The 24,539-nt window shown below is 73.1% G+C and carries 17 protein-coding genes and 1 other RNA gene; 15 read left to right on the forward strand and 3 right to left on the reverse strand.

Translation table 11 applies throughout. The features are described 5' to 3' along the window. Positions 1–1,200: 1,200 nt before the first annotated feature. Complete coding sequence (locus tag ACFVUY_RS24835) at positions 1,201–4,062, reverse strand: FHA domain-containing protein (RefSeq protein ID WP_387733375.1); 2,862 nt, start codon at positions 4,060–4,062, stop codon at positions 1,201–1,203. Between the two features lie 379 nt (positions 4,063–4,441). Between ACFVUY_RS24835 and ACFVUY_RS24840 the strand changes: the two genes are divergently transcribed. The 4 genes from ACFVUY_RS24840 (at position 4,442) to prfB (ending at position 10,228) form a co-directional block, all read left to right on the forward strand. Then, positions 4,442–6,376, forward strand: coding sequence for a protein kinase (locus ACFVUY_RS24840; protein WP_387733378.1), 1,935 nt, complete (start codon positions 4,442–4,444; stop codon positions 6,374–6,376). Between the two features lie 31 nt (positions 6,377–6,407). Beyond that, a complete protein-coding gene (locus ACFVUY_RS24845) occupies positions 6,408–7,571 on the forward strand; it encodes a ricin-type beta-trefoil lectin domain protein (RefSeq protein ID WP_387733380.1) in 1,164 nt (387 codons plus the stop codon). A 197-nt stretch (positions 7,572–7,768) separates the two neighbouring features. Next, a complete protein-coding gene (locus tag ACFVUY_RS24850; protein ID WP_387733382.1) occupies positions 7,769–9,022 on the forward strand; it encodes a serine/threonine-protein kinase in 1,254 nt (417 codons plus the stop codon). A gap of 93 nt (positions 9,023–9,115) precedes the next feature. After that, positions 9,116–10,228, forward strand: coding sequence for a peptide chain release factor 2 (gene prfB, locus ACFVUY_RS24855; protein ID WP_387694891.1), 1,113 nt, complete (start codon positions 9,116–9,118; stop codon positions 10,226–10,228). 67 nt (positions 10,229–10,295) lie between these two features. On the opposite strand, the gene ACFVUY_RS24860 is transcribed toward prfB, so the two are convergent. Next, the gene (locus ACFVUY_RS24860; RefSeq protein ID WP_359904255.1) at positions 10,296–10,490 is read right to left on the reverse strand and encodes a hypothetical protein; all 195 of its coding nucleotides are present in this window, start codon (positions 10,488–10,490) and stop codon (positions 10,296–10,298) included. A gap of 351 nt (positions 10,491–10,841) precedes the next feature. Between ACFVUY_RS24860 and ftsE the strand changes: the two genes are divergently transcribed. The 8 genes from ftsE (at position 10,842) to ACFVUY_RS24900 (ending at position 19,860) form a co-directional block, all read left to right on the forward strand. After that, a complete protein-coding gene (ftsE, locus tag ACFVUY_RS24865) occupies positions 10,842–11,531 on the forward strand; it encodes a cell division ATP-binding protein FtsE (protein ID WP_030059730.1) in 690 nt (229 codons plus the stop codon). Between the two features lie 77 nt (positions 11,532–11,608). Next, positions 11,609–12,520, forward strand: coding sequence for a permease-like cell division protein FtsX (gene ftsX, locus ACFVUY_RS24870; protein WP_387694890.1), 912 nt, complete (start codon positions 11,609–11,611; stop codon positions 12,518–12,520). Between the two features lie 112 nt (positions 12,521–12,632). After that, a complete protein-coding gene (locus ACFVUY_RS24875; protein ID WP_387733385.1) occupies positions 12,633–13,769 on the forward strand; it encodes a S41 family peptidase in 1,137 nt (378 codons plus the stop codon). A 44-nt stretch (positions 13,770–13,813) separates the two neighbouring features. Beyond that, on the forward strand, positions 13,814–14,290 hold the full coding sequence (smpB, locus tag ACFVUY_RS24880; protein ID WP_387694888.1) for an SsrA-binding protein SmpB: 477 nt from the start codon (positions 13,814–13,816) through the stop codon (positions 14,288–14,290). 86 nt (positions 14,291–14,376) lie between these two features. Further along, positions 14,377–14,758: a transfer-messenger RNA gene (ssrA, locus tag ACFVUY_RS24885) on the forward strand. A gap of 152 nt (positions 14,759–14,910) precedes the next feature. Next, entirely contained in the window at positions 14,911–17,214 is a 2,304-nt protein-coding gene (locus tag ACFVUY_RS24890; RefSeq protein WP_387733388.1) for a HelD family protein, read from the forward strand. A 380-nt stretch (positions 17,215–17,594) separates the two neighbouring features. Further along, entirely contained in the window at positions 17,595–19,067 is a 1,473-nt protein-coding gene (locus tag ACFVUY_RS24895; RefSeq protein WP_359904241.1) for an NAD-dependent malic enzyme, read from the forward strand. 508 nt (positions 19,068–19,575) lie between these two features. Continuing rightward, positions 19,576–19,860 (forward strand): HU family DNA-binding protein, encoded by a 285-nt coding sequence (locus ACFVUY_RS24900; RefSeq protein WP_030242980.1) that lies wholly within the window; start codon positions 19,576–19,578, stop codon positions 19,858–19,860. Between the two features lie 73 nt (positions 19,861–19,933). On the opposite strand, the gene murA is transcribed toward ACFVUY_RS24900, so the two are convergent. Next, positions 19,934–21,274: a UDP-N-acetylglucosamine 1-carboxyvinyltransferase gene (gene murA, locus ACFVUY_RS24905; protein WP_359904238.1), complete on the reverse strand. Its 1,341-nt coding sequence runs from the start codon at positions 21,272–21,274 to the stop codon at positions 19,934–19,936. Between the two features lie 490 nt (positions 21,275–21,764). Between murA and ACFVUY_RS24910 the strand changes: the two genes are divergently transcribed. The 3 genes from ACFVUY_RS24910 (at position 21,765) to ACFVUY_RS24920 (ending at position 24,393) form a co-directional block, all read left to right on the forward strand. Then, positions 21,765–22,349: a YqgE/AlgH family protein gene (locus ACFVUY_RS24910; RefSeq protein ID WP_359904235.1), complete on the forward strand. Its 585-nt coding sequence runs from the start codon at positions 21,765–21,767 to the stop codon at positions 22,347–22,349. Positions 22,350–22,412: 63 nt separating this feature from the next. After that, entirely contained in the window at positions 22,413–22,691 is a 279-nt protein-coding gene (locus ACFVUY_RS24915) for a DUF3039 domain-containing protein (RefSeq protein ID WP_359904233.1), read from the forward strand. 91 nt (positions 22,692–22,782) lie between these two features. Next, entirely contained in the window at positions 22,783–24,393 is a 1,611-nt protein-coding gene (locus tag ACFVUY_RS24920; RefSeq protein ID WP_387733390.1) for a beta-N-acetylhexosaminidase, read from the forward strand. The last annotated feature ends 146 nt before the right edge of the window (positions 24,394–24,539 follow it).

A 24,539-nucleotide genomic window follows, 5' to 3' on the forward strand; every position in this document is an offset into this window, starting at 1 on the left:
GGCAGCGGGCTCTGGGTCGCCGTGAATGGACTCGGCTGTCTCGACCTTGCCCTGGCTTGCTCATCGTCTGTGCAGGAAGTCGGTCGGGCCGACTTCCTGCGCAGGTAGTGGTGGTGCACATGCCGTCGCCGCTTCGGCCTGGGACGAAGCGGCGACGGATGGTGAGGCGAAGTGAGGGCTGCTCGGCGGTGGTTTCGGCGGCCCCCGCCAAGCTTGGCCGGGGCCGTCGGTGCGCGATCGGGGGGGGGGGGGGGGGGGTTGGTGGGGGGGGGGGGTGGGGGGGGGGGGCGCCGCCCCCCCCCCCCGCTTCCTTCTCTTTCTCTCTTTCTTTGGGTGGGCTCGCGTCGGAGGACGCGGGCCCACCCAACTTCATTGATCTGTCGCCGGACCTGTTGCCGCTGCTCCGCCCGGACCTCGTGGCTGGGCGTTCTGTATTGGCGAGCGTGGCGGTTTCAGCTCCCCCTGCGCAGGAAGTCGGCTCGGCCGACTTCCCATGCAGGGCCGTGGTGCCACGATGCCGTGCCCGCTTCGGCTGGGCCGAAGCGGGCACGGGCCGTGGGGTGGCGTGAGTGCTGCCTGGCGATGGTTTCGGCTGCCCCGGCCATCTGTGGCCGGGGCAGCTGTCTCGACCAGGGTTGCTGGGTTGCCTCACTTGTGGGGCGGCCCGGCCAAGCTTGGCCGAGCCGCCCATGGCTTTTGTGGAAGGGGTGGGTGGGCGGGCGCCAGGTTCTTCGGGCGGGCCCGTGTGCCTGGCGCGGGCCCGTCCTCGACCTTGACCTGGCTCGCTCGTCGTCTGCATAGGAAGTCGGCCAGGTCGACTTCCTATGCAGAAGTGGTGATGTAAACGCCGTTGCCGCTTCGGCAAGGCCGAAGCGGCAACGGATGGTGAGGCGGCATGAGTGCTGCTTGATGGTGGTTTTGGCGGGCCTGGCCAAGCTTGGCCGGGGCCGCCGTTGCTCTTGCGGTTTCTGGAAGGGGCGGGAGGGTGGGGCGCTTCCTTCTCTTTCTCATTTTTCTTTGGGCGCCCGCGCCGGAGGACGCGGGCCCGCCCAACTTCATTGATCGGTCACTGGACCTGTTGCGCTGCTCCGCCCGGGCCTTGTGGGTAGGCGTTCAGTGTTGGCGAGCGTGGCGGTTTCAGCTCCCCCCTGCGCAGGAAGTCGGCCCGGCCGACTTCCTGCGCAGGGGGAGGCAGGGCCCTCAGCGGGCGGCGGCGCGTTGGAGGGCGCTGGCGAGGAGGGCGAGGTCGGTGGGGCCGTTGCCGAGTTCGCGGACCGGGCGGCGGGCCGGCGGGGCGCCGAGCTGGAGCGGGTCTATGGCGACGACGGTGGGCCGCAGGGTGGCGGTGCGCGGGATGCGGCCGCTGATCCGGGCGGTCTGGAAGGCGGTGACGCCGCCGTCCGGGAGGCGGAGGTAGCCGCGGCCGGGGGTGTCCTCGGGCAGGGCCGCCGCGTCGCCGAGGTGGATCAGCAGGTCGGAGTCGGCCGGGTCGTCGGTGCGCAGGGCGATCCGGAGCAGCGCGGCCTCGTCCACCTCGGTGCCGGCGCTCTCCTCCGGGCGGCCGGTGGCGACGGCGAGGTGCACGCCGAGCGGTCCGCCGCGGCGGGCGACGGCGGCCAGCGCGCGGGTGAGCGGGCGGCCGGCGGCGGAGGTGGGGGAGAGCAGCGCGTCGTAGTCGTCGACGACGACGACCAGCCGGGCGGGCGCGGCGGCGGGTCCGGTCGGGCGGGGGCCCTCCGCGCTGCGCGGCGGGATGATCCGGGGCGTGGTGGCGGCGCCGCCGCCGACGGCGGCGGGCACCGGGACCCTGGGGTGCTCCGCGTGCGCCTCCCGCCCGTCCAGGCCCCGCCCGTCCAGGCCCTGCTCGTCGAGGATCCGTGCGGCGTGCCAGGAGGCGAAGTCCAGCCCGTCGAACAGCCGCTCCCGCAGGGCGAGTTCGTCCTCCAGCGCCTCGGCGGCGAGCAGTGCGGCGCGCGGGTCGGCGGCGGCGTTCACCCGGCCGGTGACGTGCGGCAGGTCGGTGCAGCCGTCGAGGCCGTCCTGGCCGTCCGGGGTGGCCCGGCCCTCGATGATCGTGACGGTCAGCCGCTCGGGCCGTTCGGAGACGGCGAGCGAGGCGACCAGGGTGCGCAGCAGTTCGGTCTTGCCGGAGCCGCGGGCGCCGCCGATCAGCAGGTGCGGGCCGCCCGGGTCGGGGGAGGGGAGGGTGAGTTCGGGGTCGGCCAGGTCGAGGGTGCAGAGTTCGTCGCGGGTGGTGCCGAGCAGGGCGGTGGCGGCGCCGATGCCGCCGGCGTGCGCCTCCCAGCGGGCGGACAGCTTGGCCGGGGTGACGGTGTCGAGCTGGAGCAGGTCGAGCAGCCGCAGGACGTCGGGCAGCGGGCCGCGGGCGGCCGGGACGGCCTCGCGCAGGGGGGCGAGGACGCGGGCCAGCCGTTCGGCCCAGGCGTCCGAGACGGCGTCCAGCGAGACCTCGTGGAGGGCTTCCCGGCCGCGGGCGACCGGGCGGTTCAGCGAGAGCTGGGTGCCGACCTCGCCGGTGATCAGGGCGGTGGCGCCGAGGCCCCGGGGGAGCAGTTCGGGCTGCTCGGCGAGGCAGATCGGGAAGATGCCGACCGCCGGGCCCTGGCGCAGCAGCAGGTCGAGTGCCTGGCGGGCGGCTTCGGTGGCCGGCCGGCCGTCCACCACGACCACGGTCGCGGGGTGGCCGCCGAGGCCGCCGAGGCCGCTGGGGCCGCTGAGCCGGGCGGTGAGCTCGGTCAGCCGGGCGGTGGCCTGTTCGTCGTCGAGGCCGATCAGCAGTCGGCAGTCCTGGCCGTCGACCGGGCGCAGGTGGGGCAGCCACAGGGCCCAGGCCCAGGTGTCGGCGCGCTCCTCGGCGGTGCGGGCCTGGTCGGCGTCGACCACGACCAGGCTCAGCCCGGTCGGCGGGTGCAGTGCGGCGAGCTGGGCGACGACGGCACGGGTGAGCGCGTCCAGTCGCTCGCGCGGGCCGCTGAGGCCGAGGCTGCCGGCGGTCTGGAGGTCGAGGGTGACCGGGACGGCGGGCAGCGTGGTGCCGGGTGTGGTGCCGGGGCCGCCGGGGCGGTCGGCGGTGCCCAGGCGCAGGGTGAGCGCGTCGGGGTGGCCGGGGCCGCGTTCCCAGAGGCGGGGGCCGGGGCCGACGGCGTTGAGCAGCAGGGTGGCGAGGTCGGGCCAGCGTTCGCGCTGGGCGGCGGTCTGGCGCAGCCGCACCGCGGCGTGGTGGCGCTCGGCGCTCTCCTGGCCGGGCGGTTCGGCGGTGCGGCCGGGCAGCAGGGAGAACAGGCCGCGGCCGCGGCCGGGGGCCGGTTCGGGGGCGGTGGGCGGCTCGACCACGGGCGGCGCGGGCCGGGCCGGGCCGGGGGCGGCGAGCTGGAGGTGGCCGTTGCCGTCCGGCAGGGCGGCGCGGGTGGCGCCGGCGGCCTCGGCCGGGTCGGGGGCGGTCACCTGGAGGGTGGACTCGCCGATCCGCAGCACGGTGCCGGGTTCCAGCGGGACGGCGGCCTCCGGCGGGCCGGGCGGGACGAGCCGGCCGTCCAGCGTGGTGCCGTTGGTGGAGCCGAGGTCGCGCGCGGTGACCCGGCCGTCCTCGGCGAGGTGCAGGGAGAGGTGGAGCCGGGAGACGTCCGGGTCGTCGAGCGGGACGTCGGCCTCGGCGGAGCGGCCGACCCGGATCTCCCGGCCGTGCAGCCGGTGCACGCCGCCGGCGTCGGGGCCGCCGACCACGCGCAGTTCGGCGGCGGCGGGGGCGTCGTCGGGGTCGTCGGCGGTCGGGTCGGGCTCGTTCAGACTGAGGACGGCGCCGTCGAGCAGCGGGGGGTGGCCGAGCAGGGTGTGCTCGTCGACCCGGTGCGCCCCGGCGTACAGGTGCACGTGGGTGGCGGCACGCGGCCCGCGCACGCCCACGGCGCCGGCGAGCGCACCCGCGATGGCGCCGAGTGCGGTGCCGACGGGCGCGGTGACCAGCACGTCCACGTAGGGGATGGCGGAGCCGGCGGCGGCCGGGCCGCTGCGCGGTCGGAGGACGGTCAGCCGGATCTGCATCTCGCCCGCGGGTCCCTTCTGCTGATGTGAACCTGGTACCGCTGCCCGGTGCCGTGGGCACCGTTGGGCCACACGAGTGGCGAGTGTCCATCCTGCCATCCGTCGAGGACGGTCCGCGCACGGTACCGGATTTGACGATCTTGCGATCGACACCGTGGCGGGGCGACGGGGAGTCAGGGCCGATCGCCTCCTCGCGGGGTGCCCGGGACCTTCCCTAGGGGATGTCCCCCAACCCTTCCCCAGACCGTACGGATGGCCTGCCGGTCACCCCGAAAACCCGAACCGGCACCGTTAGAGTGGCCGCAGACACGGGCCCGGCAGGCTCACCGCACCGGCGGAGGAGCGCCCCGCGCGGGCGGCACGGCGAGGAGTGCGACAGGTGCGGCCAGTCGGCAGCAAATATCTGCTGGAGGAGACCCTCGGACGGGGTGCGACCGGGACCGTCTGGCGCGGCGTGGTGCGCGAGGACGCGCAGGTGCCGGGCTGCGCGCCCGGGCAGCGGGTGGCGATCAAGGTGCTGCGCGAGGAGCTGGCCGCCGACCCCGACGTGGTGATGCGCTTCCTGCGCGAGCGTTCGCTGCTGCTGCGGCTGACCCACCCCAACATCGTCCGGGTCCGGGACCTGGTCGTCGAGGGCGAGCTGCTGGCCCTGGTGATGGACCTGGTGGAGGGCCCCGACCTGGCCCGCTACCTGCGCGCCAACGGCCCGTTCAGCCCGATCGCCGGCGCCCTGCTGATGGCCCAGGTCGCGGACGCGCTGGCGGCCAGCCACGCGGACGGGATCGTCCACCGCGACCTCAAGCCGGCCAACGTGATGCTCGCCTCCACCGTGGTGGACGGCGCCGAGCGGATGCATCCGCTGCTGACCGACTTCGGCATCGCCCGGCTCGCCGACTCCCCGGGCGTCACCCGCACCCACGAGTTCGTCGGCACCCCCGCCTATGTCGCTCCGGAGTCCGCCGAGGGCCGCCCGCAGACCTCCGCGGTGGACGTGTACGGCGCCGGGATCATGCTGTACGAGCTGGTCACCGGCCGGCAGCCGTTCCAGGGGGACAGCGCGCTCGCCGTGCTCCAGGCCCACCTGGCCCACGAGCCGCAGCGGCCCAGCACCATGCCCGAGCCGCTCTGGACGGTGATCGAGCGCTGCCTGCGCAAGGACCCGGCCCAGCGGCCCGGCGCCACGTCGCTGGCCCACGCGCTGCGGGTGGTCGCGGCCGGCGTCGGGGTGCACGCCTCCCCGCCGGCGGTGGACGAGGCGCTGGCGGTCGGCGCCCTGCTGCTGCCGGACCCGCAGCCGACCGCGGTCCCCAGCACGATGTCACCAATGTCGCCGATGTCACCGATGGCGACGATGCCGGGCGCCGTGGCCCCGGGCACCGAGGACCGCACCCAGGTGCTGCCGCCGACCCCGGGCGGGGCGTTCGACCCGGCCGCGGCGACCCGGGTGATGGGCACCCAGCCGCCGCCGGCGCCCCCGCAGGGAGCCGCGGACCGTACCCGGATGATGCCGCCCGTCGCGGTGCCGCCGCCCCCGCCCGTCGCGCCGCCGCAGGAGGAGACGCCGCACCCGTGGCAGACCCAGCTGCGCGCGGCGCGGGACCGCAACCAGCAGACCCAGGTCGGCTACTTCGGTCCGGAGGACTACGAGAACCACTCGGAGCCGCAGGTCGCCCCGCCGCCCTACCAGGCCGGCCAGGGGGGCCACGCCGGCCAGGGGCACCGGCCGGGCCAGGGCGCCCCGGGCGGCCCCGCCGGGCCGCAGCAGCCCGGCGGCTACCGCCAGTCCCCGCCCCCGCCCGGCTACGCCCAGCGTCCACCGGTGGCCCCGCCGCCCTACCAGGCGGGCCGGGGCGGCCAGGGCAGTCAGGGCGGTCAGGGGGGCCAGCGGACTCAGGGCGGCCAGGGCGGCCAGGGAGGCCGTCCGCAGCCGCCCGGTGGCTACCGGCAGGCCCCGTCCGGGTACGGGCAGTCGCAGGGCGGCTACCCGCCCGCGCCCGCCCCGGTGGCGCGCCGGGCCGAGCCGCCCGCGCCGCAGTACCGGGAGGCCCCGCCGCAGCGCCGCGAGGAGCCGCCGGCACCGGCCCGCCGCGAGCCCGCGCCGGCCCGTGAGCCGCGTCCGCGCAGCCGCAACCGGATGTACATTCCGGGGCTCGGCTGCCTCAAGGGCTGCCTGATGGTGCTGCTGGTGCTCGCCGTGGCGGGGCTGGCGCTGTGGAACTTCACGCCGCTGCCGCAGTACTGGGACAACGTCGTGGGCTGGTTCGACTCGGCGCGCGACTGGGTGAACGGTCTCGTGGGCAGCTCGAAGAACTGACACCGGACGAGTGGGGGCAGCGGGGATGGGGATGCGGGGAAGCCGGGCGGGCGCGGCGCTGATGGGCGTCGTGGTGGCGGTGGCGGGGTTGCTGCTGCCGGCCGGTCCGGCCGCGGCGGCCGAGACGTCGCACTGCGGCCAGTACGAGACCGTGCCGGTCGCGGGCGGCCGGTACGTAGTGGACAACAACAACTACGGCGGAGCCCGCGAGTGCCTCGGCACCGACGGCCGGGCCGGGTTCACCGTCCTGTCCTCCGAGGCGGCCACGAGCCCGCCGGCCGGGCCGGTCGCCTACCCGGAGATCTTCGACGGCTGCCACTGGGGCACCTGCACCCCGGGCAGCGCGCTGCCGGTCCGGGTCTCCGAACTGGGGCGGGCGACCAGTAGCTGGTCCACCACGCTGCCCGCCCGGGGCGACTTCAACGTGGCGTACGACCTCTGGTTCAACACGGCCCCGACCACTCCGGCCGCGAACGGCCAGCCGGACGGTGCCGAGCTGATGATCTGGCTGGACCGCCGTCCGGCCTCGGCCAGCCCTTCCGGGAGCACCGCCGTCGTCGGTGGCGCCGGTTACACCAGCTGGCAGCTCACCATCGCCGCCAACGGCCGGCAGTGGCCGATGGTCGCCTACCAGGCGCAGGTACCGGTCGCCTCGGTCACCGACCTCGACCTGCGCGCCTTCGTCCGGGACGCGGTGACCCGCGGGGTGGTCAAGCCGGAGTGGTACCTGATCTCGGTGGAGGCCGGCTTCGAGGTCTGGCGCGACGGCGCGGGCCTGCGGACGGAGTCGTTCTCCACCGACGTGCGGCCCGGCCGCCCGGTGGGCCCGATCGGCGCCCCCGGCGGCCGCTGCCTGGCAGATCTGCCCGGCGGCACCCCGGACGGCCCGGAACCGGTGGCGCTGCTGGACTGCGACGGCTCGCCCGCCCAGCAGTGGAGCGTGGAGACCGACGGTACGGTCCGGCTGGGCGGCAAATGCCTGGGCACCGACGGCAACCGGGCCTCGCTCAACCCCTGCAACGGCTCGCCGTACCACGTCTGGCTGGTGGGGATGGCCGGCGCACTGTGGAACCAGGGTGCCCAGGGCTGCCTGCGCGACCCGGCGAACGGCACCGCGCCGGGCGGCGGCGCCGACCTGGCCGGCTGCGACGGCTCCCCGGCGCAGAGCTGGACGCTCCCGACCTCGGTGAGCTGATCAGGGCCCCGGCCCGCCCGGGGCGGCAATATTGACGCTATGTCGACAATTGGCGAGATTTCTCGGCCGGGACTCCCGCTCCGGGCCCCTCGGGCGGCCCGCGCAGGGCCTCCGGGCGCGTAGGTTGGTCGCTGTTGTCCCGCCCCACCGAGCGCGCCGGACCCCCGGAGCGCTCCCGCGCCGCCCACGGAGCAGCATTGGCACGCAAGATCGGCAGCCGGTACACCGTCCACCAGGTGATCGGCCGGGGTTCGGCCGGCACGGTCTGGCTCGGTGAGGGGCCCGACGGCCCGGTGGCGGTCAAGCTGCTGCGCGAGGACCTCGCCGCCGACCAGGTGCTGGTCGGCCGCTTCGTCCAGGAGCGCACCGCGCTGACCAGCCTCGACCACCCCCGGGTGGTCGGCGTGCGCGACATGGTGGTGGACGGCAGCGACCTCGCCCTGGTGATGGAGCTGGTCCAGGGCACCGACCTGCGCTCCCGGCTGGAGCGGGACGGCGCGCTGCCGCCGCAGACCGCCGCCTCGATCATCGCCGACGTCGCCGACGGCCTGGCCGCCGCGCACGCGGCCGGCATCGTCCACCGCGACGTCAAGCCCGAGAACGTCCTGCTCGACCTCGCCGCCGCCCCCGGCCCGGGCGGCGCCCCGCGCGCCAAGCTCACCGACTTCGGCGTGGCCCGCCTGGTCGACGCCCCGCGCCGGACCCGGGCCACCCGGATCATCGGCACCCCCGACTACCTCGCCCCCGAGATCATCGAGGGCCTGGAGCCGCGCGCCGCCGTCGACATCTACGCCCTCGCCACCGTGCTGTACGAGCTGCTGGCCGGCTTCACGCCCTTCGGCGGCGGCCACACCGGCGCGGTGCTGCGCCGGCACGTCACCGAGCAGGTGCCGCCGATCCCCGGCCTGCCGGACGGGCTGTGGCGGATCATCTCCGAGTGCCTGGCCAAGGCCCCCGCCTCCCGGCTGCGCGCCGCCGAGCTGGCCTCCCGGCTGCGCGAGCAGCTGCCCTCGCTGGCCGGCCTGCCGGTGCTCGCCGTGCCCGGCCAGGGCCGGGCCCCGGTCGAGGAGCAGCTGACCCCCGGCGAGGCCGTCTACGCCGAGATCGACGCCGGCCCCGGCATCCACAAGCGCCGCCGCGGCCCGGCCGTCCCGCTGGTGCCGGGCGCCGCCCCGGACTCCACCCGGGACACCCACACCAGCCTGCGCCGCCCGTCCGCCGACGAGCTGGCCGCGTACGCGCTGGAGTCCCGCGCCCAGCGCGCCGCCCCGGGCCACCGCCGGGACCGCCAGGCCCTGCTGCGCCGCCGCCGGCTGCTGGCCGTCCTGATCGCCACCGTCCTGCTGCTGGCGGGCGCCGCCGCGGCCTGGACGGCGTTCGCGGCCACCGTCCCGGACGGCGGTCACCCGGCCCGTCCGGCGGTGTCGGACACCGGCCCGCGGGCCCCGTAGCCGGAGCCGCCCGCGCGGCCGTGACGGCGGCCGTGACCCCCGGGGAGCCGGGGGTGTCGTCATGACCACTCCCGGAACCATTACCCTGGGGGCGTGGCAGCCGTCGATCCTTCCGAAGAGCTCAAGAACCTCGATACGACCATGGGGTCGATCGAGGCCGTCCTCGACCTGGACAAGATCCGGGCCGACATCGCGGTCCTGGAGGAGGAGGCAGCCGCCCCCACCCTGTGGGACGACGTCGCGAACGCGCAGAAGGTGACCAGCCGGCTCTCCTTCCTCCAGGGCGAACTGCGCCGGGTCGAGGGCCTGCGCAGCCGCATCGACGATCTGGGCGTGCTGTTCGAGCTCGCCGAGGCCGAGAACGACGCGGACACCCGCGCCGAGGCCGAGACCGAGCTCGTCGCCCTCCAGAAGGCCGTCGAGGAGCTGGAGGTCCGCACCCTCCTGTCCGGCGAGTACGACGCCCGCGAGGCGCTGATCAACATCCGTGCCGAGGCCGGTGGCGTGGACGCCGCCGACTTCGCCGAGCAGCTCATGCGCATGTACCTGCGCTGGGCCGAGCGGCACGGGTACCCCACCGAGGTGTACGACACCTCGTACGCCGAAGAGGCCGGCATCAAGTCCGCGACCTTCACCGTGAAGGCGCCGTACGCCTACGGCACCCTCTCGGTCGAGCAGGGCACCCACCGCCTGGTGCGGATCTCGCCGTTCGACAACCAGGGCCGCCGGCAGACCTCCTTCGCCGGCGTCGAGGTCCTCCCGGTCGTCGAGCAGTCAGACCACGTCGACATCGACGAGGGCGAGCTGCGGGTGGACGTCTACCGTGCCTCCGGTCCCGGCGGCCAGGGCGTCAACACCACCGACTCGGCGGTGCGCATCACGCACATCCCGACCGGCATCGTGGTCTCCTGCCAGAACGAGCGCTCGCAGATCCAGAACAAGGCGTCCGCGATGAACGTCCTCCAGGCCAAGCTGCTGGAGCGGCGCCGCCAGGAGGAGAAGGCGGCGATGGACGCGCTCAAGGACAGCGGCAGCTCCTGGGGCAACCAGATGCGCTCCTACGTGCTGCACCCGTACCAGATGGTGAAGGACGTCCGGACCGCGTACGAGGCCGGCAACCCGCAGGCCGTGCTGGACGGCGACATCGACGGCTTCATCGAGGCCGGGATCCGCTGGCGCAAGCAGCGCGAGACCAGCGCCGAGTAACGGCCGACATCGACGAAGGGCCCCGACCGCAGCGGTCGGGGCCCTTCGTCGTACGCGTCGTGGGTCGTCAGGCCAGTGCCTGCCGGGCGATCAGCGCCACCGCGAGCAGTCCGGCCAGCAGGGCCAGCAGCATCGCGGGGGAGAGCGCGGCGAACGGGCTCTGCTGCTCCTGAAGTCGGGCCCGGTTGGCCCGGCACACCGGGCAACGCCCGTCGCTGACGCGGCCGTTGCAGTTGGCGCACACCAGATGGTCGCAGGTCATGCGATCTCCTCCTCGCTGCTACAGCCAACGCACCGGACGGGGCTTTGGTTCCATGCACTGCCCTGTACGGGGGAGCGGCCGTGACACGGTCGCTCCCCTCCACTCTGCCAGGTTCCGGCAGTTCCGGCTTCCGGGCTGTGAGATGCCTCGCAATATTCGGGGCATAAGCGGACATTCTCCCGCAGAGTCCGGCTGTTGTCACGGGCGGTCCCTGCGGGCCGGTCGCCGATTCGCGTATGGTCCCAGACCGGGAGCAGCCCACCGCGCTCCTTTCGCCCGCCCATGGACCGGGCCTCCGGGGCGGACCGACCGAGGACTGGCGCCGCCTAGGATGGCCTCCGTGATGCAGCCGTGATCAGATTCGACAACGTCTCCAAGACCTATCCCAAGCAGAATCGTCCCGCCCTGGACAACGTCTCGCTGGAGATCGAGAAGGGTGAGTTCGTCTTCCTGGTCGGCTCGTCCGGCTCGGGAAAGTCCACCTTCCTGCGCCTGTGCCTGCGCGAGGAGCGTCCCAGCACGGGCGCGGTGCACGTACTGGGCAAGGACCTCGGCAAGCTGTCCAACTGGAAGGTGCCGCACATGCGCCGCCAGCTGGGCACCGTCTTCCAGGACTTCCGCCTGCTGCCGAACAAGACGGTCGCGCAGAACGTCGCCTTCGCCCTGGAGGTGATCGGCAAGCCCAAGAGCGCCATCAACAAGGTGGTGCCCGAGGTGCTGGAGCTGGTCGGCCTCGGCGGCAAGGAGGACCGCATGCCGGGCGAGCTGTCCGGTGGTGAGCAGCAGCGCGTGGCCATCGCCCGCGCCTTCGTGAACCGTCCGATGCTGCTCATCGCGGACGAGCCCACCGGCAACCTCGACCCGCAGAACTCGGTCGGCATCATGAAGCTGCTCGACCGCATCAACCGCACCGGAACCACGGTGCTGATGGCCACCCACGACCAGGCCATCGTCGACCAGATGCGCAAGCGCGTCATCGAACTCGACAAGGGGCTGCTCGTCCGCGACCAGGCCCGCGGCGTCTACGGATACCAGCACTGACCGACCAGCGCTGACCCGTGGGGCCGCCGGCCCGACCCGCCAGACCAGAGCAGTACCGACCCTGGAGTGTTTCCCGCATGCGTGCCCAGTTCGTCCTGTCGGAGATCGGTGTGGGTCTCCGACGCAACCTGACCATGACCATCGCGGTCGTGGTCAGCGTCGCGCTCTCCCTCGCCCTCGCCGGTTCCTCGCTCCTGGTCCGCGACCAGGTGAACTCCATGAAGGGGTACTGGTACGACAAGGTCGAGGTGAGCATCTACTTCTGCACGAAGGCGGACGCCCGCAACTCGCCCCAGTGCGACAAGGGCGCGGCCACCGACCAGCAGGTCCAGGACATCAAGGACCAGCTGGACAAGATGACCTCGGTGGTCCAGTCGTCCACCTACGAGAGCTCGCCCGAGGCGTACAAGCACTGGAAGGAGATGAACCCGGACAACCCGCTCATCTCCGTCCTGGGCCCGGACGCCATGCCGCAGTCCTGGCGGGTCAAGCTCAACGACCCGACCAAGTACGACGTGATCCAGAGCGCCTTCGCCGGCAAGCCCGGCGTCAAGTCGGTCGAGGACCAGCGGAAGATCCTGGAGAACCTGTTCGGCCTGCTCAACGGCCTCCAGACGGCGGCCTTCGTGATCATGGTGCTGATGCTGTTCGTCGCCCTGCTGCTGATCGTCAACACCGTCCGGGTGTCGGCGTACAGCCGGCGGCGCGAAACCGGGATCATGCGCCTGGTCGGTGCCTCGAACTTCTACGTCCAGATGCCCTTCATCGCCGAGGCGGCCTTCTCGGCGCTGCTGGGCGCGGCGATGGCCTCCGGACTGCTGGTCGGCGGGCACTTCTTCGTCCAGAACTGGCTGGCCGACCGGGTGCAGTTCATCCACTTCATCGGGCTCGGCTCGGTGCTCGCGGTGATACCGCTGCTGATCGTGGTGGGTATGGGCATGGCCGGCGTCGCGGCCTTCTTCACCCTGCGCAAGTACCTCAAGGTCTGATTCCCGCAGGCCCGACGGCCCCGTACGGCACTGCGCCGTACGGGGCCGTCGGCGTTCCGCGGTCCACCGTCGCGGTTCGTCCCGCGCGCGGCGGTGTCTACACTCCGGTGCCATGCTGCAAACTCCGCGCAGGGCCCGCCAGGTGACCGTGCTCAGCCTGGTGTTCGGCGCCGTGCTGATGGCCGGCGCGGCCACCGGCGCCTGGGGCGACCCGGGCGACCCGCCGCACCGGTCCTCCGCCGACACCGCCCGGGCCACCGGCGGACTCCCGGCGGACCCGGCCGGCGCCGCCCTGTCGGAGCAGCAGGCCGAGCACCTGCTGGCGGCCGGCGGCGACCGCTGGGGCGCGTACTACAGCGCCCAGGAGTACGCGGAGTTCAGCCAGGGCCTGGACGGCCGCTACCCGGGCGTCGGCCTCTCGGTCGGCCGCGGCCAGGACGGCGTCACCGAGGTCTCCCAGGTCGCCCCCGGCGGCCCGGCCGCCGCGGCCGGGATCGCCCCCGGCGACCGGCTCGTGCGGATCGGCCAGGACCAGGCCGACCACCTGCCGGTCACCGAGGTGGTCGCGCGGCTGCGCGGCCGGGGCGAGGAGCGCCGGGCCGGCTCCGAGGTCACCCTGGCGGTCCGGCGCGGCGGGGCGGAGGAGCGCGAACTGCGGCTGCGGCGCGTGCTTCTGGACAGTCGGCAGGTCACCGCGGAGCAGCTGGGCAAGGGCGTGCTGCGGGTGACCGTGCGCGCCTTCACCAGCGGCGTGGCCGACCAGGTGCGCGCCGCGCTGCGCGCCCCGCACACCGGCGTGGTGCTCGATCTGCGCGGCAACTCCGGCGGGTTGGTCGACGAGGCGGCCGGCACCGCCGGGATCTTCCTGGACGGCGGAACGGTCGGCTCGTACCAGGAGCGCGGCGAGACCAGGGAGTTGACCGCCCCGCCCGGCGGCGACCAGCGCACCCCGCTGGTGCTGCTGGTGGACGGCGGCACGATGAGCGCCGCCGAACTGCTCGCCGGGGCCCTCCAGGACCGCAGCCGCGCCGTGGTGGTGGGCTCGCGGACCTTCGGCAAGGGCACCGTCCAGCAGCCCAGCCGGCTCGCCGACGGCGCCGTGCTGGAGCTGACCGTCGGCCGCTACTACACCCCGGCCGGACGCTCCCCGGACGGTACCGGCCTGACCCCCGACGTCCCGGCCGGTTCGGGCGAGGAGGCCGACGAGCTCGCCCTGCGGGTCCTCGCGGGTCTCGGTACCCGTGCCTAAAGCAGCTGCCCCATCCGGCCCCGAAGTGCGAGAATGACCGGGTTATGGCAAAGGAAACCGGACAGAAGCTGATCGCGCAGAACAAGAAGGCGCGACACGAGTACACGATCCTCGACACCTACGAGTGCGGCCTGGTGCTCACCGGCACCGAGGTCAAGTCGCTGCGCGAGGGGCGGGCCAATCTGGTCGACGGCTACGCGTACATCCAGAACCACGAGGCGTGGATCGACAACGTCTTCATCCCCGAGTACATGCAGGGGACGTGGACCAACCACGCGGCCCGGCGCAAGCGCAAGCTGCTGCTGCACAGGATGGAGATCCAGAAGATCGAGACCAAGGTCCGCGACGCGGGTCACACCCTGGTCCCGCTCTCGCTGTACTTCAAGGACGGCCGGGTGAAGCTCGAACTGGCGCTCGCGGTCGGCAAGAAGCTCTACGACAAGCGTCAGACGCTCCGCGAGAAGCAGGACACCCGCGAGACGGCCCGCGCGGTGGCGGCGGCCCGCCGACGCCAGGGTTAATCCGCTGGACCCTCACCCGTCGCCTCGCGTACTATGGCGCAAGCAACACGGACGATGACCGTCCGAGCTGTTTCTCAACAAAACATGGGGATGATCGGTTTCGACAGGGGATGTTGAAACAGGTGAAGCGAGCCGAGGAACGCGGCAATGATCTCGTAAACCACGTGTCGCAAAAAAATAATCGCCAACACTAAGCGCGATTCCCAGCAGTTCGCTCTCGCTGCCTAATAAGCACCGATAGCGCTTGGGTGTCAGACCGGGGAGTTCCCGACCCGGACCCTGGCATAATCTAGGGAACTCAACCGTCCGCCCGGGCTGCGAGGGTGGATGGGAAATCAAACAGCAGCTGGGCCTGTTGGCGGCTTGTCCGTGTGACTGCCAGGGCCGAGAAAAGCACAGCGGACTGCGCTCGGAGAAGCCCTGAATTAACTCCACTGGACCCGGGTTCGATTCCCGGCATCTCCACCACCCCATGTTGCCTCGAAGGGCCGCCCTCCGCTCCGCGGAGGGCGGCCCTTCGATTTTTGTACGTTCCGGAGCAGCGCGGTCCGGGGGTGGCGGCGTAGGATCATCCGTCCGCTCGTTTTCCGGAGCGGGATTCCGCCGCAACCACCGAGGCCATGCAGAGCAACACGCCCACCACCCCCGCCACCGACCACGAGACCGTCCGCGCGCGCGAGATCGCCGGTGAGCAGCAGCACCTCGACACCGTCTACCACCGGTTGGAGGAGAAGCTCGCCGAGGCCGAGTACATCCTGGAGGACGCCGCCAAGCGGGTCCAGGTCGGAACCCCCGGCGCGCTCGCCGAACGCGACGCCCAGGTCTACCGGGCCGGCGCCCACCTCCACCGACTGAACAGCGAGTTCGAGGACTTCCTGTTCGGCCGGATCGACCTCCAGCGGGCGGACGCCCCGGAGGAGCACGGGATCCCGTCGGACACTCCGCTCGACCCGGCCGACCCGGCCGTCGCCGAGACCCTCCACATCGGCCGACTGGGCGTGCTGGACGCCGAGTACGGCCCGCTGGTGATCGACTGGCGCGCGCCCGCCGCCGCCCCGTTCTACCGCGCCACCCCGGTCGAACCGGGCCGGGTGATCCGTCGCCGGGTGATCCGGTCCAAGGGCCGCAAGGTGATCGGCGTCGAGGACGACCTGCTGCGTCCGGACCTCGCCCCGACCCTGGACGGCGAGGAGCTGGCCGTGGTCGGCGACGGTGCGCTGATGGCCTCGCTGGGCCGCGCCCGCAGCCACTCGATGCGCGACATCGTCTCCTCCATCCAGAAGGAGCAGGACGAGGTGATCCGCGCCGCCGCCGCGGGCGCCACCCTGGTCACCGGCGGCCCCGGCACCGGCAAGACCGCCGTCGCCCTGCACCGCGCCGCCTACCTGCTCTACCAGGACCGCCGCCGCTACGCCGGGGGCATCCTGGTGGTCTCGCCGACCCCGCTGCTGGTGTCCTACACCGAGGGCGTGCTGCCTGCGCTGGGCGAGGAGGGCCAGGTCGCCATCCGGGCGGTCGGCTCGCTGGTGGACGGCATCGAGGCCGGCACCTACGACACTCCCGAGGCGGCCCGGGTCAAGGGCTCGGGCCGGATGGTGCAGCTGCTGCGCCGGGCCGCCCGCGCGGCGCTGGAGCTGGGCGCGCCGCAGGAGCTGAAGGTCGTCGCCCGCGGCGAGGTGCTGAAGCTGGACGCCTCCCGGCTGAAGGCCGTGCGCGGCAATGTGGTGGGCTCCGGCGGCACCCCGCTGAACCTGTTGCGCCCGCGGGCCCGCCGGCTGCTGCTGGACGCCCTGTGGCAGCAGGCCACCAGGGACCTGCCGAAGCCCGCCGACCACTACGCCCGCGAGCAGCGCCAGGAGGAGAAGGAGTCCTTCGACGAGTACGTCTCGGACGAGGCGTCGTTCCTGGACTTCCTGGACGCCTGGTGGCCGGCGCTGAGCCCGCGCCGGGTGCTCGGCACGCTGCGGCAGCACCGGCACACCAACCGGATCGCCCGCCGCGCCGTCACCCCGGACGAGGCCAGGCTGCTGGCCGCCTCCTGGCGCCACCTGTCCGCGGAGGGCGCGGGCGCGCTGTCCGCGCACGACGTCGCGCTGATCGACGAGCTCCAGGTGCTGCTGGGCGAGCCGGCCCGCCCGAAGGTCCGCGAGGTGGACGCGGTGGACCTGCTGAGCGGCCTGGAGGAGGTCACCACTTTCGCCGACCGCTCCACCCGCCAGCGCGACCGCCAGCCGGTCGAGCGCAGGGAGTACGCGCACATCATCGTGGACGAGGCGCAGGACCTCACCCCGATGCAGTGGCGGATGATCGGCCGCCGGGCCCGGATGGCCACCTGGACGATCGTCGGCGACCCGGCGCAGTCCTCCTGGCCGTTCCCGCAGGAGGCACAGGCCGCACTGGACGACGTGCTCTCCGGCAAGCCGCGCCGCCGCTTCATGCTGACCGTGAACTACCGCAACCCGGCCGAGATCGCCGAGGTCGCGGCGAAGGTGCTGGCGCTGGCCGCGCCGGGCACCCCGTCGCCGAGCGCGGTGCGCCGGGTCGGCGTGGAGCCGCGCTTCGCGGCCACCACCGACCCCTCGCCGGAGGCCTTCGGCGAGGCCGCCCGGGCCGAGCTGGAGCGGCTGCTGGCCGAGGTGGACGGCACCGTGGCGATCGTGGTGCCGATGGACCGCCGGGACGAGGCGGCCGGCTGGGCCGAGGGCCTGGGCGGGCGCGTGGTGGCGCTGGGCAGTCTGGAGGCCAAGGGCCTGGAGTACGACGCGACCGTGGTGGCCGACCCGACCGGCATCGCCGGCGAGTCGGAGGCCGGGCTGCGGGTGCTGTACGTGGCGCTGACCCGCGCGACCCAGCGGCTGACCGTGCTCTCCGGCCCGGACGACCTGCCGGACGCGGACGGCGTGCCCGCGCTGCTGCACGGCTGACGGACCGTCGGGTCCCGGCGGTACTCGTCGGGACCCGACGGAAGAAGGCCCCCCACCGGACGGTGAGGGGCCTTCAGACGTTTACGACACCGACCCGCCATGCTCGCCTCGCGGCAAGTGGTCCCTCGAAGGGACGAAGGTTGGGCCCGGGGGCTTGGATCGAGCCGGTGTCCCGTCCAATGTAACGCATCGGCCGGGAGAGGCAAGGAGTGAGCGGCGGGGGACCGGCGGCCATTGGGCGGGATTGTCGGGTCCGCACACTCAATGAACGTTATTTCTGGCTACCCCTTGGAAGGTGCGACGATCGAGGTCTAGCATGCGCGGGCGATGCCTTCAACAAAATGTTGAGCCTGCGGGACAGACGGAAGAAGGAAGCGTCGATGGCGACGGTGCCCAGTGTCTCCAACTCGATCACGGTACGGCTGGAGGTCCCGGCCCGGGGCAACGCCGTCAGTGCGATCACCACGGCCGTGGAGTCCTCCGGCGGGTCGGTGACCGGTCTCGACGTCACCGCCTCCGGCCTGGAGGCGCTGCGGATCGACGTCACGGTGGCGGCCTCCTCGGTCGCGCACGGCGAGGAGATCGTCGAGAAGCTGCGCGCGATCGACGGCGTGTCGATCGGCAAGGTCTCGGACCGCACCTTCCTGATGCACCTCGGCGGCAAGATCGAGATGTCCTCGAAGCTGCCGATCCGCAACCGTGACGACCTCAGCATGATCTACACGCCCGGCGTCGCCCGGGTCTGCATGGCGATCGCGGAGAACCCCGAGGACGCGCGCCGCCTGACCATCAAGCGCAACAGCGTGGCCGTGGTCACCGACGGCTCGGCGGTGCTGGGCCTGGGCAACATCGGCCCCGAGGCCGCGCTGCCGGTCATGGAGGGCAAGGCGGCCCTGTTCAAGCGCTTCGCCGGGATCGACGCCTGGCCGATCTGCCTGGACACCCAGGACACCGACGAGATCGTCGCCATCGTCAGGGCGATCGCCCCGGGCTTCGCCGGGATCAACCTGGAGGACATCTCCGCGCCGCGCTGCTTCGAGATCGAGGCCCGGCTGCGCGAGGCCCTGGACATCCCGGTCTTCCACGACGACCAGCACGGCACCGCGATCGTGGTGCTGGCCGCCCTCACCAACGCGCTGAAGGTGGTCGGCAAGCGGATCGCCGACATCCGCGTGGTGATGTCGGGCGCCGGCGCCGCCGGCACCGCGATCCTCAAGCTGCTGATGGCGGCCGGCGTCGAGCACGCCACCGTGGCGGACGTGCACGGCGTGGTCCACCTGGGCCGCGGGGACCTCAACGAGAACCTGCGCTGGATCGCCGAGCACACCAACCGCTCGGGCCGCACCGGCAGCCTCAAGGAGGCCGTGGCGGGCGCCGACGTCTTCATCGGCGTCTCGGCCCCGAACGTCCTGGACGGCGACGACCTGGCCACCATGGCGGAGGACTCGATCGTCTTCGCGCTGGCCAACCCGGACCCGGAGGTCGACCCGGCCATCGCCCGGCAGACCGCCGCCGTGGTCGCCACCGGCCGCAGCGACTTCCCGAACCAGATCAACAACGTGCTGGTCTTCCCGGGCGTCTTCCGCGGCCTGCTGGACGCCCAGAGCCGCACCGTCAACACCGAGATGATGATCGCCGCCGCCCGGGCGCTGGCCACCACCGTGGCCGACGACGAGCTGAACGCCAACTACATCATCCCGAGCGTGTTCCACAAGGACGTCGCCAAGACCGTCGCCTCCGCGGTGCGCGAGGCGGCCCTGGCGGGGGCCCAGGAGGACCCCGCGCCGGCCCGTCCGACCCCCGGCATCGTCGGCACCCTGGACACCGCCGCGTTCCCCGTCGTCAAGCTCTGACGACCGGGTCGGGCGACGTGTCACAGATCGCTCAAATGTACGAATAGGGGCCATACCCGCCCAGCCCGCCCCGAACCCTTGCGACACAAGGGCGAGGGGCGTGTTTGGGCTTGTCAGTCCTAGGGCGTACCGTAGCCCTGCACGGGGCAGGCGTGTCCGACAAGTACGGAACGTCCCCCTGGTCTTCCGGCGTGTCGTCCCGACCGCCGCCCGCGCCCGGTCCGCCGGAGCCGACGGAGCGTCACACCTCCAACGAGCGGGCGACGTTCGAGTGGCTCGCCCGGGGCCCGATTGGCTTTCTCGGGGCCGGTCGGGGCAGGATTCGTATCCAGGCGGGCGGGTGGGCCTTCGACGGCTCCGGCGCGCGGCATCGGGTACGGACCCGGCCTGCGACCACGCATTGCCTGCATGAGCACAGTGTGCGGACCTGCGGCCCATCCGGGTGCCCCCCGGTGGGAGTACCGATGGGCCCCCGCGCACCGCAAGCGAACAGACCACAGGAGTACACATGAACCGCAGTGAGCTGGTGGCCGCGCTGTCCGAGCGCGCCGAGGTGACCCGCAAGGACGCCGACGCCGTTCTGGCCGCCTTCGCCGAGATCGTCGGCGAGGTCGTCGCCAAGGGCGACGAGAAGGTCACCATCCCCGGTTTCCTGACCTTCGAGCGCACCCACCGCGCTGCCCGCACCGCGCGCAACCCGCAGACCGGCGAGCCGATCCAGATCGCCGCGGGCTACAGCGCCAAGGTGAGCGCCGGCTCCAAGCTGAAGGAAGCCGCCAAGGGCGCTGCCTGAGCCACCCCTTGAACGCCCGAGAGGCCGGACTCCCCACTGGGGAGCCCGGCCTCTCGCCGTTGGAACCGGACCGTCAGGCGTCGACCAGCTGCTCGCTGGGCAGCTCGACGTGGGCGCCCAGGTCGCGCAGCTTGTCCATGAAGTTCTCGTAGCCGCGGTTGATCAGGTCGATGCCGTGCACGGTCGAGGTGCCCTCGGCCGCCAGCGCCGCGATCAGGTACGAGAAGCCGCCGCGCAGGTCCGGGATGACCAGCTCGGAGCCGATCAGCTTGGACGGGCCGGAGACGACCGCGGAGTGCAGGAAGTTGCGGGCGCCGAAGCGGCACGGGGTGCCGCCCAGGCACTCGCGGTAGAGCTGGATGTGCGCGCCCATCTGGTTCAGCGCGCCGGTGAAGCCGAGCCGCGACTCGTACACCGTCTCGTGGACGATGGACAGGCCGGTGGCCTGGGTCAGCGCGACCACCAGCGGCTGCTGCCAGTCGGTCTGGAAGCCCGGGTGCACGTCGGTCTCCAGGGCGATCGCCTTGAGCTCGCCGCCCGGGTGCCAGAAGCGGATGCCCTCGTCGTCCACCTCGAAGGCGCCGCCGACCTTCCGGAAGGTGTTCAGGAAGGTCATCATCTCCAGCTGGCGGGCGCCGCGGACGTAGATGTCGCCCTTGGTCGCCAGCGCCGCGCAGGCCCAGGACGCCGCCTCCAGGCGGTCCGGCAGCGCGCGGTGGTTGTAGCCGTTCAGCTCGTCCACGCCGGTGATCAGGATCGTCCGGTCGGTGCCCAGCGTGATGATCGCGCCCATCTTCTGCAGCACGCAGATCAGGTCGACGATCTCCGGCTCGATGGCCGCGTTGCGCAGCTCGGTGACGCCCTCGGCGAGGACGGCGGTGAGCAGCACCTGCTCGGTCGCGCCGACCGAGGGGTAGGGCAGCTCGATCTTGGTGCCGCGCAGCCGCTGCGCGGCGACCAGGTAGGTGCCCTGCGGGTGCTTCTCGATGGTGGCGCCGAACTGGCGCAGCACCTCGAAGTGGAAGTCGACGGGGCGGCCGCCGATGTCGCAGCCGCCGAGGCCGGGGATGAAGGCGTGGCCGAGGCGGTGCAGCAGCGGGCCGCAGAACAGGATCGGGATCCGCGAGGAGCCGGCGTGCGCGTCGATGTCGGCGACGTTGGCGCTCTCGACGTGCGAGGGGTCGAGGATCAGCTCGCCGTCCTCGTCACCGGTGCGCACGGTCACGCCGTGCAGCTGCAGCAGGCCGCGGACCACCTTGACGTCGCGGATGTCCGGGACGTTGCGCAGTCTGCTGGGGCCCTGCCCGAGGAGGGCGGCGACCATGGCCTTGGGCACCAGGTTCTTCGCACCGCGGACGCGGATCTCGCCTTCGAGCGGATTTCCGCCATGGACCAGCAGGACGTCGTCGGTCATCGTTCTCGCAATCCGGGGTGCCAGAGGAGTCGGAAAGGGCGGCTCCGGGAGAGAGCCGGTGGTGGACCGTTCGTACGGGCGCGTTCGGGCCCCCGGCGAAACCGAGTCGGCACCGTATGGGCGTCCACCAGACGTAGATGGTAGTAGGCGCTCCGTTGGTTCCCGTGAGCCTCTCCCGTGATGGTGCTCTCTCCGGGCCCGCGCCCGCCCCCCGGTGCGGCCGTACGGGTGTTCGTCCGGCGTGGGCGTTAGGGCCGGTCCGGCGGGACTTTGCCGGGTGCGCGGCGTCGGGGCACGCACCTCGCCGCGTTGTCGTCGGTCGCCAATGGCCCCCAGCCTTCGGCCGGGAGGTGCCCCCACCGCAGTGGCTCCCTCCTCCGCCTTGCGATGCACGCACCCCGACGCCGCGCCCTGATCCGACAAGACCCACCGGACGGGCCCTAGGGTGTTGCGGTGTCCGAGCGGTGCCGTTCTGCGGGATCATGTGGGCATGACGGCGGCCCATTCGCACGGAGGCCGGTCCCACACCGGCTGTCTGCTCGTCGCGACGCCCCTGCTCACCGACCCGAACTTCGCGCGGGCGGTGGTGCTGCTCCTCGACCACGATGTCGAGGGGGCGCTCGGCGTGGTCCTCAACCGGCCGACGCCGGTCGAGGTGGGAAGCGTGCTGGACGGCTGGAACAGACTCGTCGGACAGCCGGCCGTGGTGTTCCAGGGCGGCCCGGTGGCGCTGGACTCGGCGCTCGGCCTCGCGGTGGCACCGGGGGAGCCGGGCACCGGCGAGCCGCTCGGCTGGCGCCGGGTGCACGGCGCGATCGGCCTGGTGGACCTGGAGGCGCCGCCCGAGGTGCTGGCCGGGGAGCTGGGCAGCCTGCGGATCTTCGCCGGGTACGCGGGCTGGTCGCCGGGACAGCTGGAGGCGGAGCTGGAGAGCGGCGCCTGGTACCTGGTGGACTGCGAGCCGGGGGACGTCTCCAGCCCCGAGCCGGAACGGCTGTGGCGCGCGGTCCTGCGCCGCCAGCGCGGCCCGCTCGCCCTGCTGGCGACCTACCCGGACGACCCCACGATGAACTGAGCCGACCGGCCCCGCGCCGCGACACTGGCCGGGTTTCCGGAGGCCCCCATAGACTTGGCACCCATGAGCACTCTTGAGCCCGAGCGCGGCCTCGGCACCGGCACCCTGGTCGAGCCCGTCCCACAGGTGTCCCACGGGGACGGCGACCACGAGCGCTTCGCGCACTACGTCCAGAAGGACAAGATCATGGAGAGTGCCCTCTCCGGGTCTCCCGTGGTGGCGCTCTGCGGCAAGGTGTGGGTGCCCGGGCGCGACCCGAAGAAGTACCCGGTCTGCCCCATGTGCAAGGAGATCTACGACGGCATCGGCAAGCCGCAGGGCGGCGACGGCGACAACAAGTAGTCCGCGGCGCCGCGCACAACGCCGTTTTGCATAGCACCAGGGTTTCCCCGGTGGTCTATGCCAATCGCCGGGGCGTGGGCAGGATGTCGGAATGGACCTCATTCCCGCACCGTCGAGTGCCGTTCGCCGCCCGGACGAGGACTACCCGCTCGACGCCGCCACCACGCTGACCGCACCCCCCGCGCTGGCCGACGCCGAGCGCTGGCTGCGGACCGCACTGTCCGCCGCCACCGGGCTGCCGCTCGGCCCGGGCCGGCCGGGTTCGGGCATCGAGCTGGTCGAGGACCGGGCGCTCGCCGCCGAGGCGTACCGGATCACGGTGCGCCCCGGCCACGCCCTGCTCGCCGCGGGCGGCCCGGCCGGAGCGCTGTGGGGCGCGCAGACCCTGCGGCAGCTGCTCGGGCCGGACGCCTACCGCCGCTCGCCGCTGCGCCGCGAGGGCTGGGTCCTGCCCGGGGCCGACATCGCGGACGCCCCCCGGTTCGGCTGGCGCGGTGCGCTGCTCGACGTCGCCCGGCACTTCCTGCCCAAGTCGGACGTGCTGCGCTTCGTCGACCTGCTGGCCGCGCACAAGCTCAACGTGCTGCACCTGCACCTGACCGACGACCAGGGCTGGCGGGTGGAGATCAAGCGCTACCCGAGGCTGACCGGGCGCGGCGCCTGGCGGGAGCGCTCGATGGTCGGCTACCGGGCCGGGCAGCGCCGCGACGACCGCCCGCACGGCGGCTACTACACCCAGGACGACCTGCGCGAGATCGTCGCCTACGCGGCCGCCCGCGGGGTCACCGTCGTCCCGGAGATCGACCTGCCCGGCCACACCCAGGCCGCCGTGTCCGCCTACCCCGAGCTGGGCAACACCGACGTGGTGGACACCTCCGCGCTCGGGGTCTGGACCGACTGGGGGGTGAGCCACAACGTGCTCAACGCCTCCGAGGAGACCCTGCGCTTCTTCGAGGGCGTGCTGGAGGAGGTCCTGGAGCTCTTCCCGTCCGAGTTCATCCACCTGGGCGGCGACGAGTGCCCCAAGGAGCAGTGGAAGGACAGCGCCGCCGCGCAGGCCCGGATACGCGAACTGGGCCTGGCCAACGAGGACGAACTGCAGAGCCACCTCATCCGGCACTTCGACGGCTGGCTGGCCGACCGCGGCCGCCGGCTGATCGGCTGGGACGAGATCCTGGAGGGCGGGCTCGCGCCGGGCGCCGCCGTCTCCTCCTGGCGCGGCTTCGGCGGCGGGGTCGCCGCCGCGAAGGCCGGGCACGACGTGGTGATGTGCCCCGAGCAGCACGTCTACTTCGACCACCGGCAGGCGGACGGACCGGACGAGCCGATCCCGGTCGGATTCGTGCGCACGCTGGAGGACGTCTACCGGTTCGAGCCGGTCCCCGAGCAGCTGGACGAGGTCGCCGCCCGGCACGTGATCGGCACCCAGGCCAACCTGTGGACCGAGTTCATGGACAGCGCCCGGGACATCGACTACCGGGCCTTCCCCCGGCTGGTCGCCTTCGCCGAGGTCGCCTGGTCGGAGCTGCCCGCCGAGCCGGCCGAGCGGGACTTCGCCGGCTTCGAGCAGCGGCTGGCGACGCACCTGAGCGTGCTGGACGCGCTCGGCGTCGAGTACCGCCCGGCCGACGGTCCGCACCCGTGGCAGCGCCGTCCTGGGGTGCTCGGCCGGCCGATCGAGGGCCCGCCGCCGGTGCGGTAGGGGGTATCCCGCGGGTCCTGCCGGACCCGGCGAAGACCCGCGGGAAACGCCCCGGTCCTACCCGTGGGGAACTTCTGAGCGGTCGTCCGACGTCAAGAACTGATGAACATCTGCCCTGGCCCGGAGCGGGTCGGGGCAGATACCGC

Origin of the sequence: Kitasatospora sp. NPDC058063 (assembly GCF_042885395.1) — a bacterium.
GTDB classification, from domain to species: Bacteria; Actinomycetota; Actinomycetes; order Streptomycetales; family Streptomycetaceae; genus Kitasatospora; species Kitasatospora lactacystinica.

What these genes read in the sequence shown, in the direction of transcription:
- ACFVUY_RS24910 (WP_359904235.1), top strand. Translation starts at nt 21,765, where the DNA reads ATGACGGCGGCCCATTCGCACGGAGGCCGGTCCCACACCGGCTGTCTG.
- ACFVUY_RS24845 (WP_387733380.1), top strand. Translation starts at nt 6,408, where the DNA reads ATGCGGGGAAGCCGGGCGGGCGCGGCGCTGATGGGCGTCGTGGTGGCG.
- ACFVUY_RS24920 (WP_387733390.1), top strand. Translation starts at nt 22,783, where the DNA reads ATGGACCTCATTCCCGCACCGTCGAGTGCCGTTCGCCGCCCGGACGAG.
- ACFVUY_RS24915 (WP_359904233.1), top strand. Translation starts at nt 22,413, where the DNA reads ATGAGCACTCTTGAGCCCGAGCGCGGCCTCGGCACCGGCACCCTGGTC.
- ACFVUY_RS24890 (WP_387733388.1), top strand. Translation starts at nt 14,911, where the DNA reads ATGCAGAGCAACACGCCCACCACCCCCGCCACCGACCACGAGACCGTC.
- ACFVUY_RS24835 (WP_387733375.1), bottom strand. Translation starts at nt 4,062, where the DNA reads ATGCAGATCCGGCTGACCGTCCTCCGACCGCGCAGCGGCCCGGCCGCC.
- ACFVUY_RS24875 (WP_387733385.1), top strand. Translation starts at nt 12,633, where the DNA reads ATGCTGCAAACTCCGCGCAGGGCCCGCCAGGTGACCGTGCTCAGCCTG.
- ACFVUY_RS24895 (WP_359904241.1), top strand. Translation starts at nt 17,595, where the DNA reads ATGGCGACGGTGCCCAGTGTCTCCAACTCGATCACGGTACGGCTGGAG.
- ACFVUY_RS24860 (WP_359904255.1), bottom strand. Translation starts at nt 10,490, where the DNA reads ATGACCTGCGACCATCTGGTGTGCGCCAACTGCAACGGCCGCGTCAGC.
- ACFVUY_RS24900 (WP_030242980.1), top strand. Translation starts at nt 19,576, where the DNA reads ATGAACCGCAGTGAGCTGGTGGCCGCGCTGTCCGAGCGCGCCGAGGTG.
- smpB (WP_387694888.1), top strand. Translation starts at nt 13,814, where the DNA reads ATGGCAAAGGAAACCGGACAGAAGCTGATCGCGCAGAACAAGAAGGCG.
- ftsX (WP_387694890.1), top strand. Translation starts at nt 11,609, where the DNA reads ATGCGTGCCCAGTTCGTCCTGTCGGAGATCGGTGTGGGTCTCCGACGC.
- murA (WP_359904238.1), bottom strand. Translation starts at nt 21,274, where the DNA reads ATGACCGACGACGTCCTGCTGGTCCATGGCGGAAATCCGCTCGAAGGC.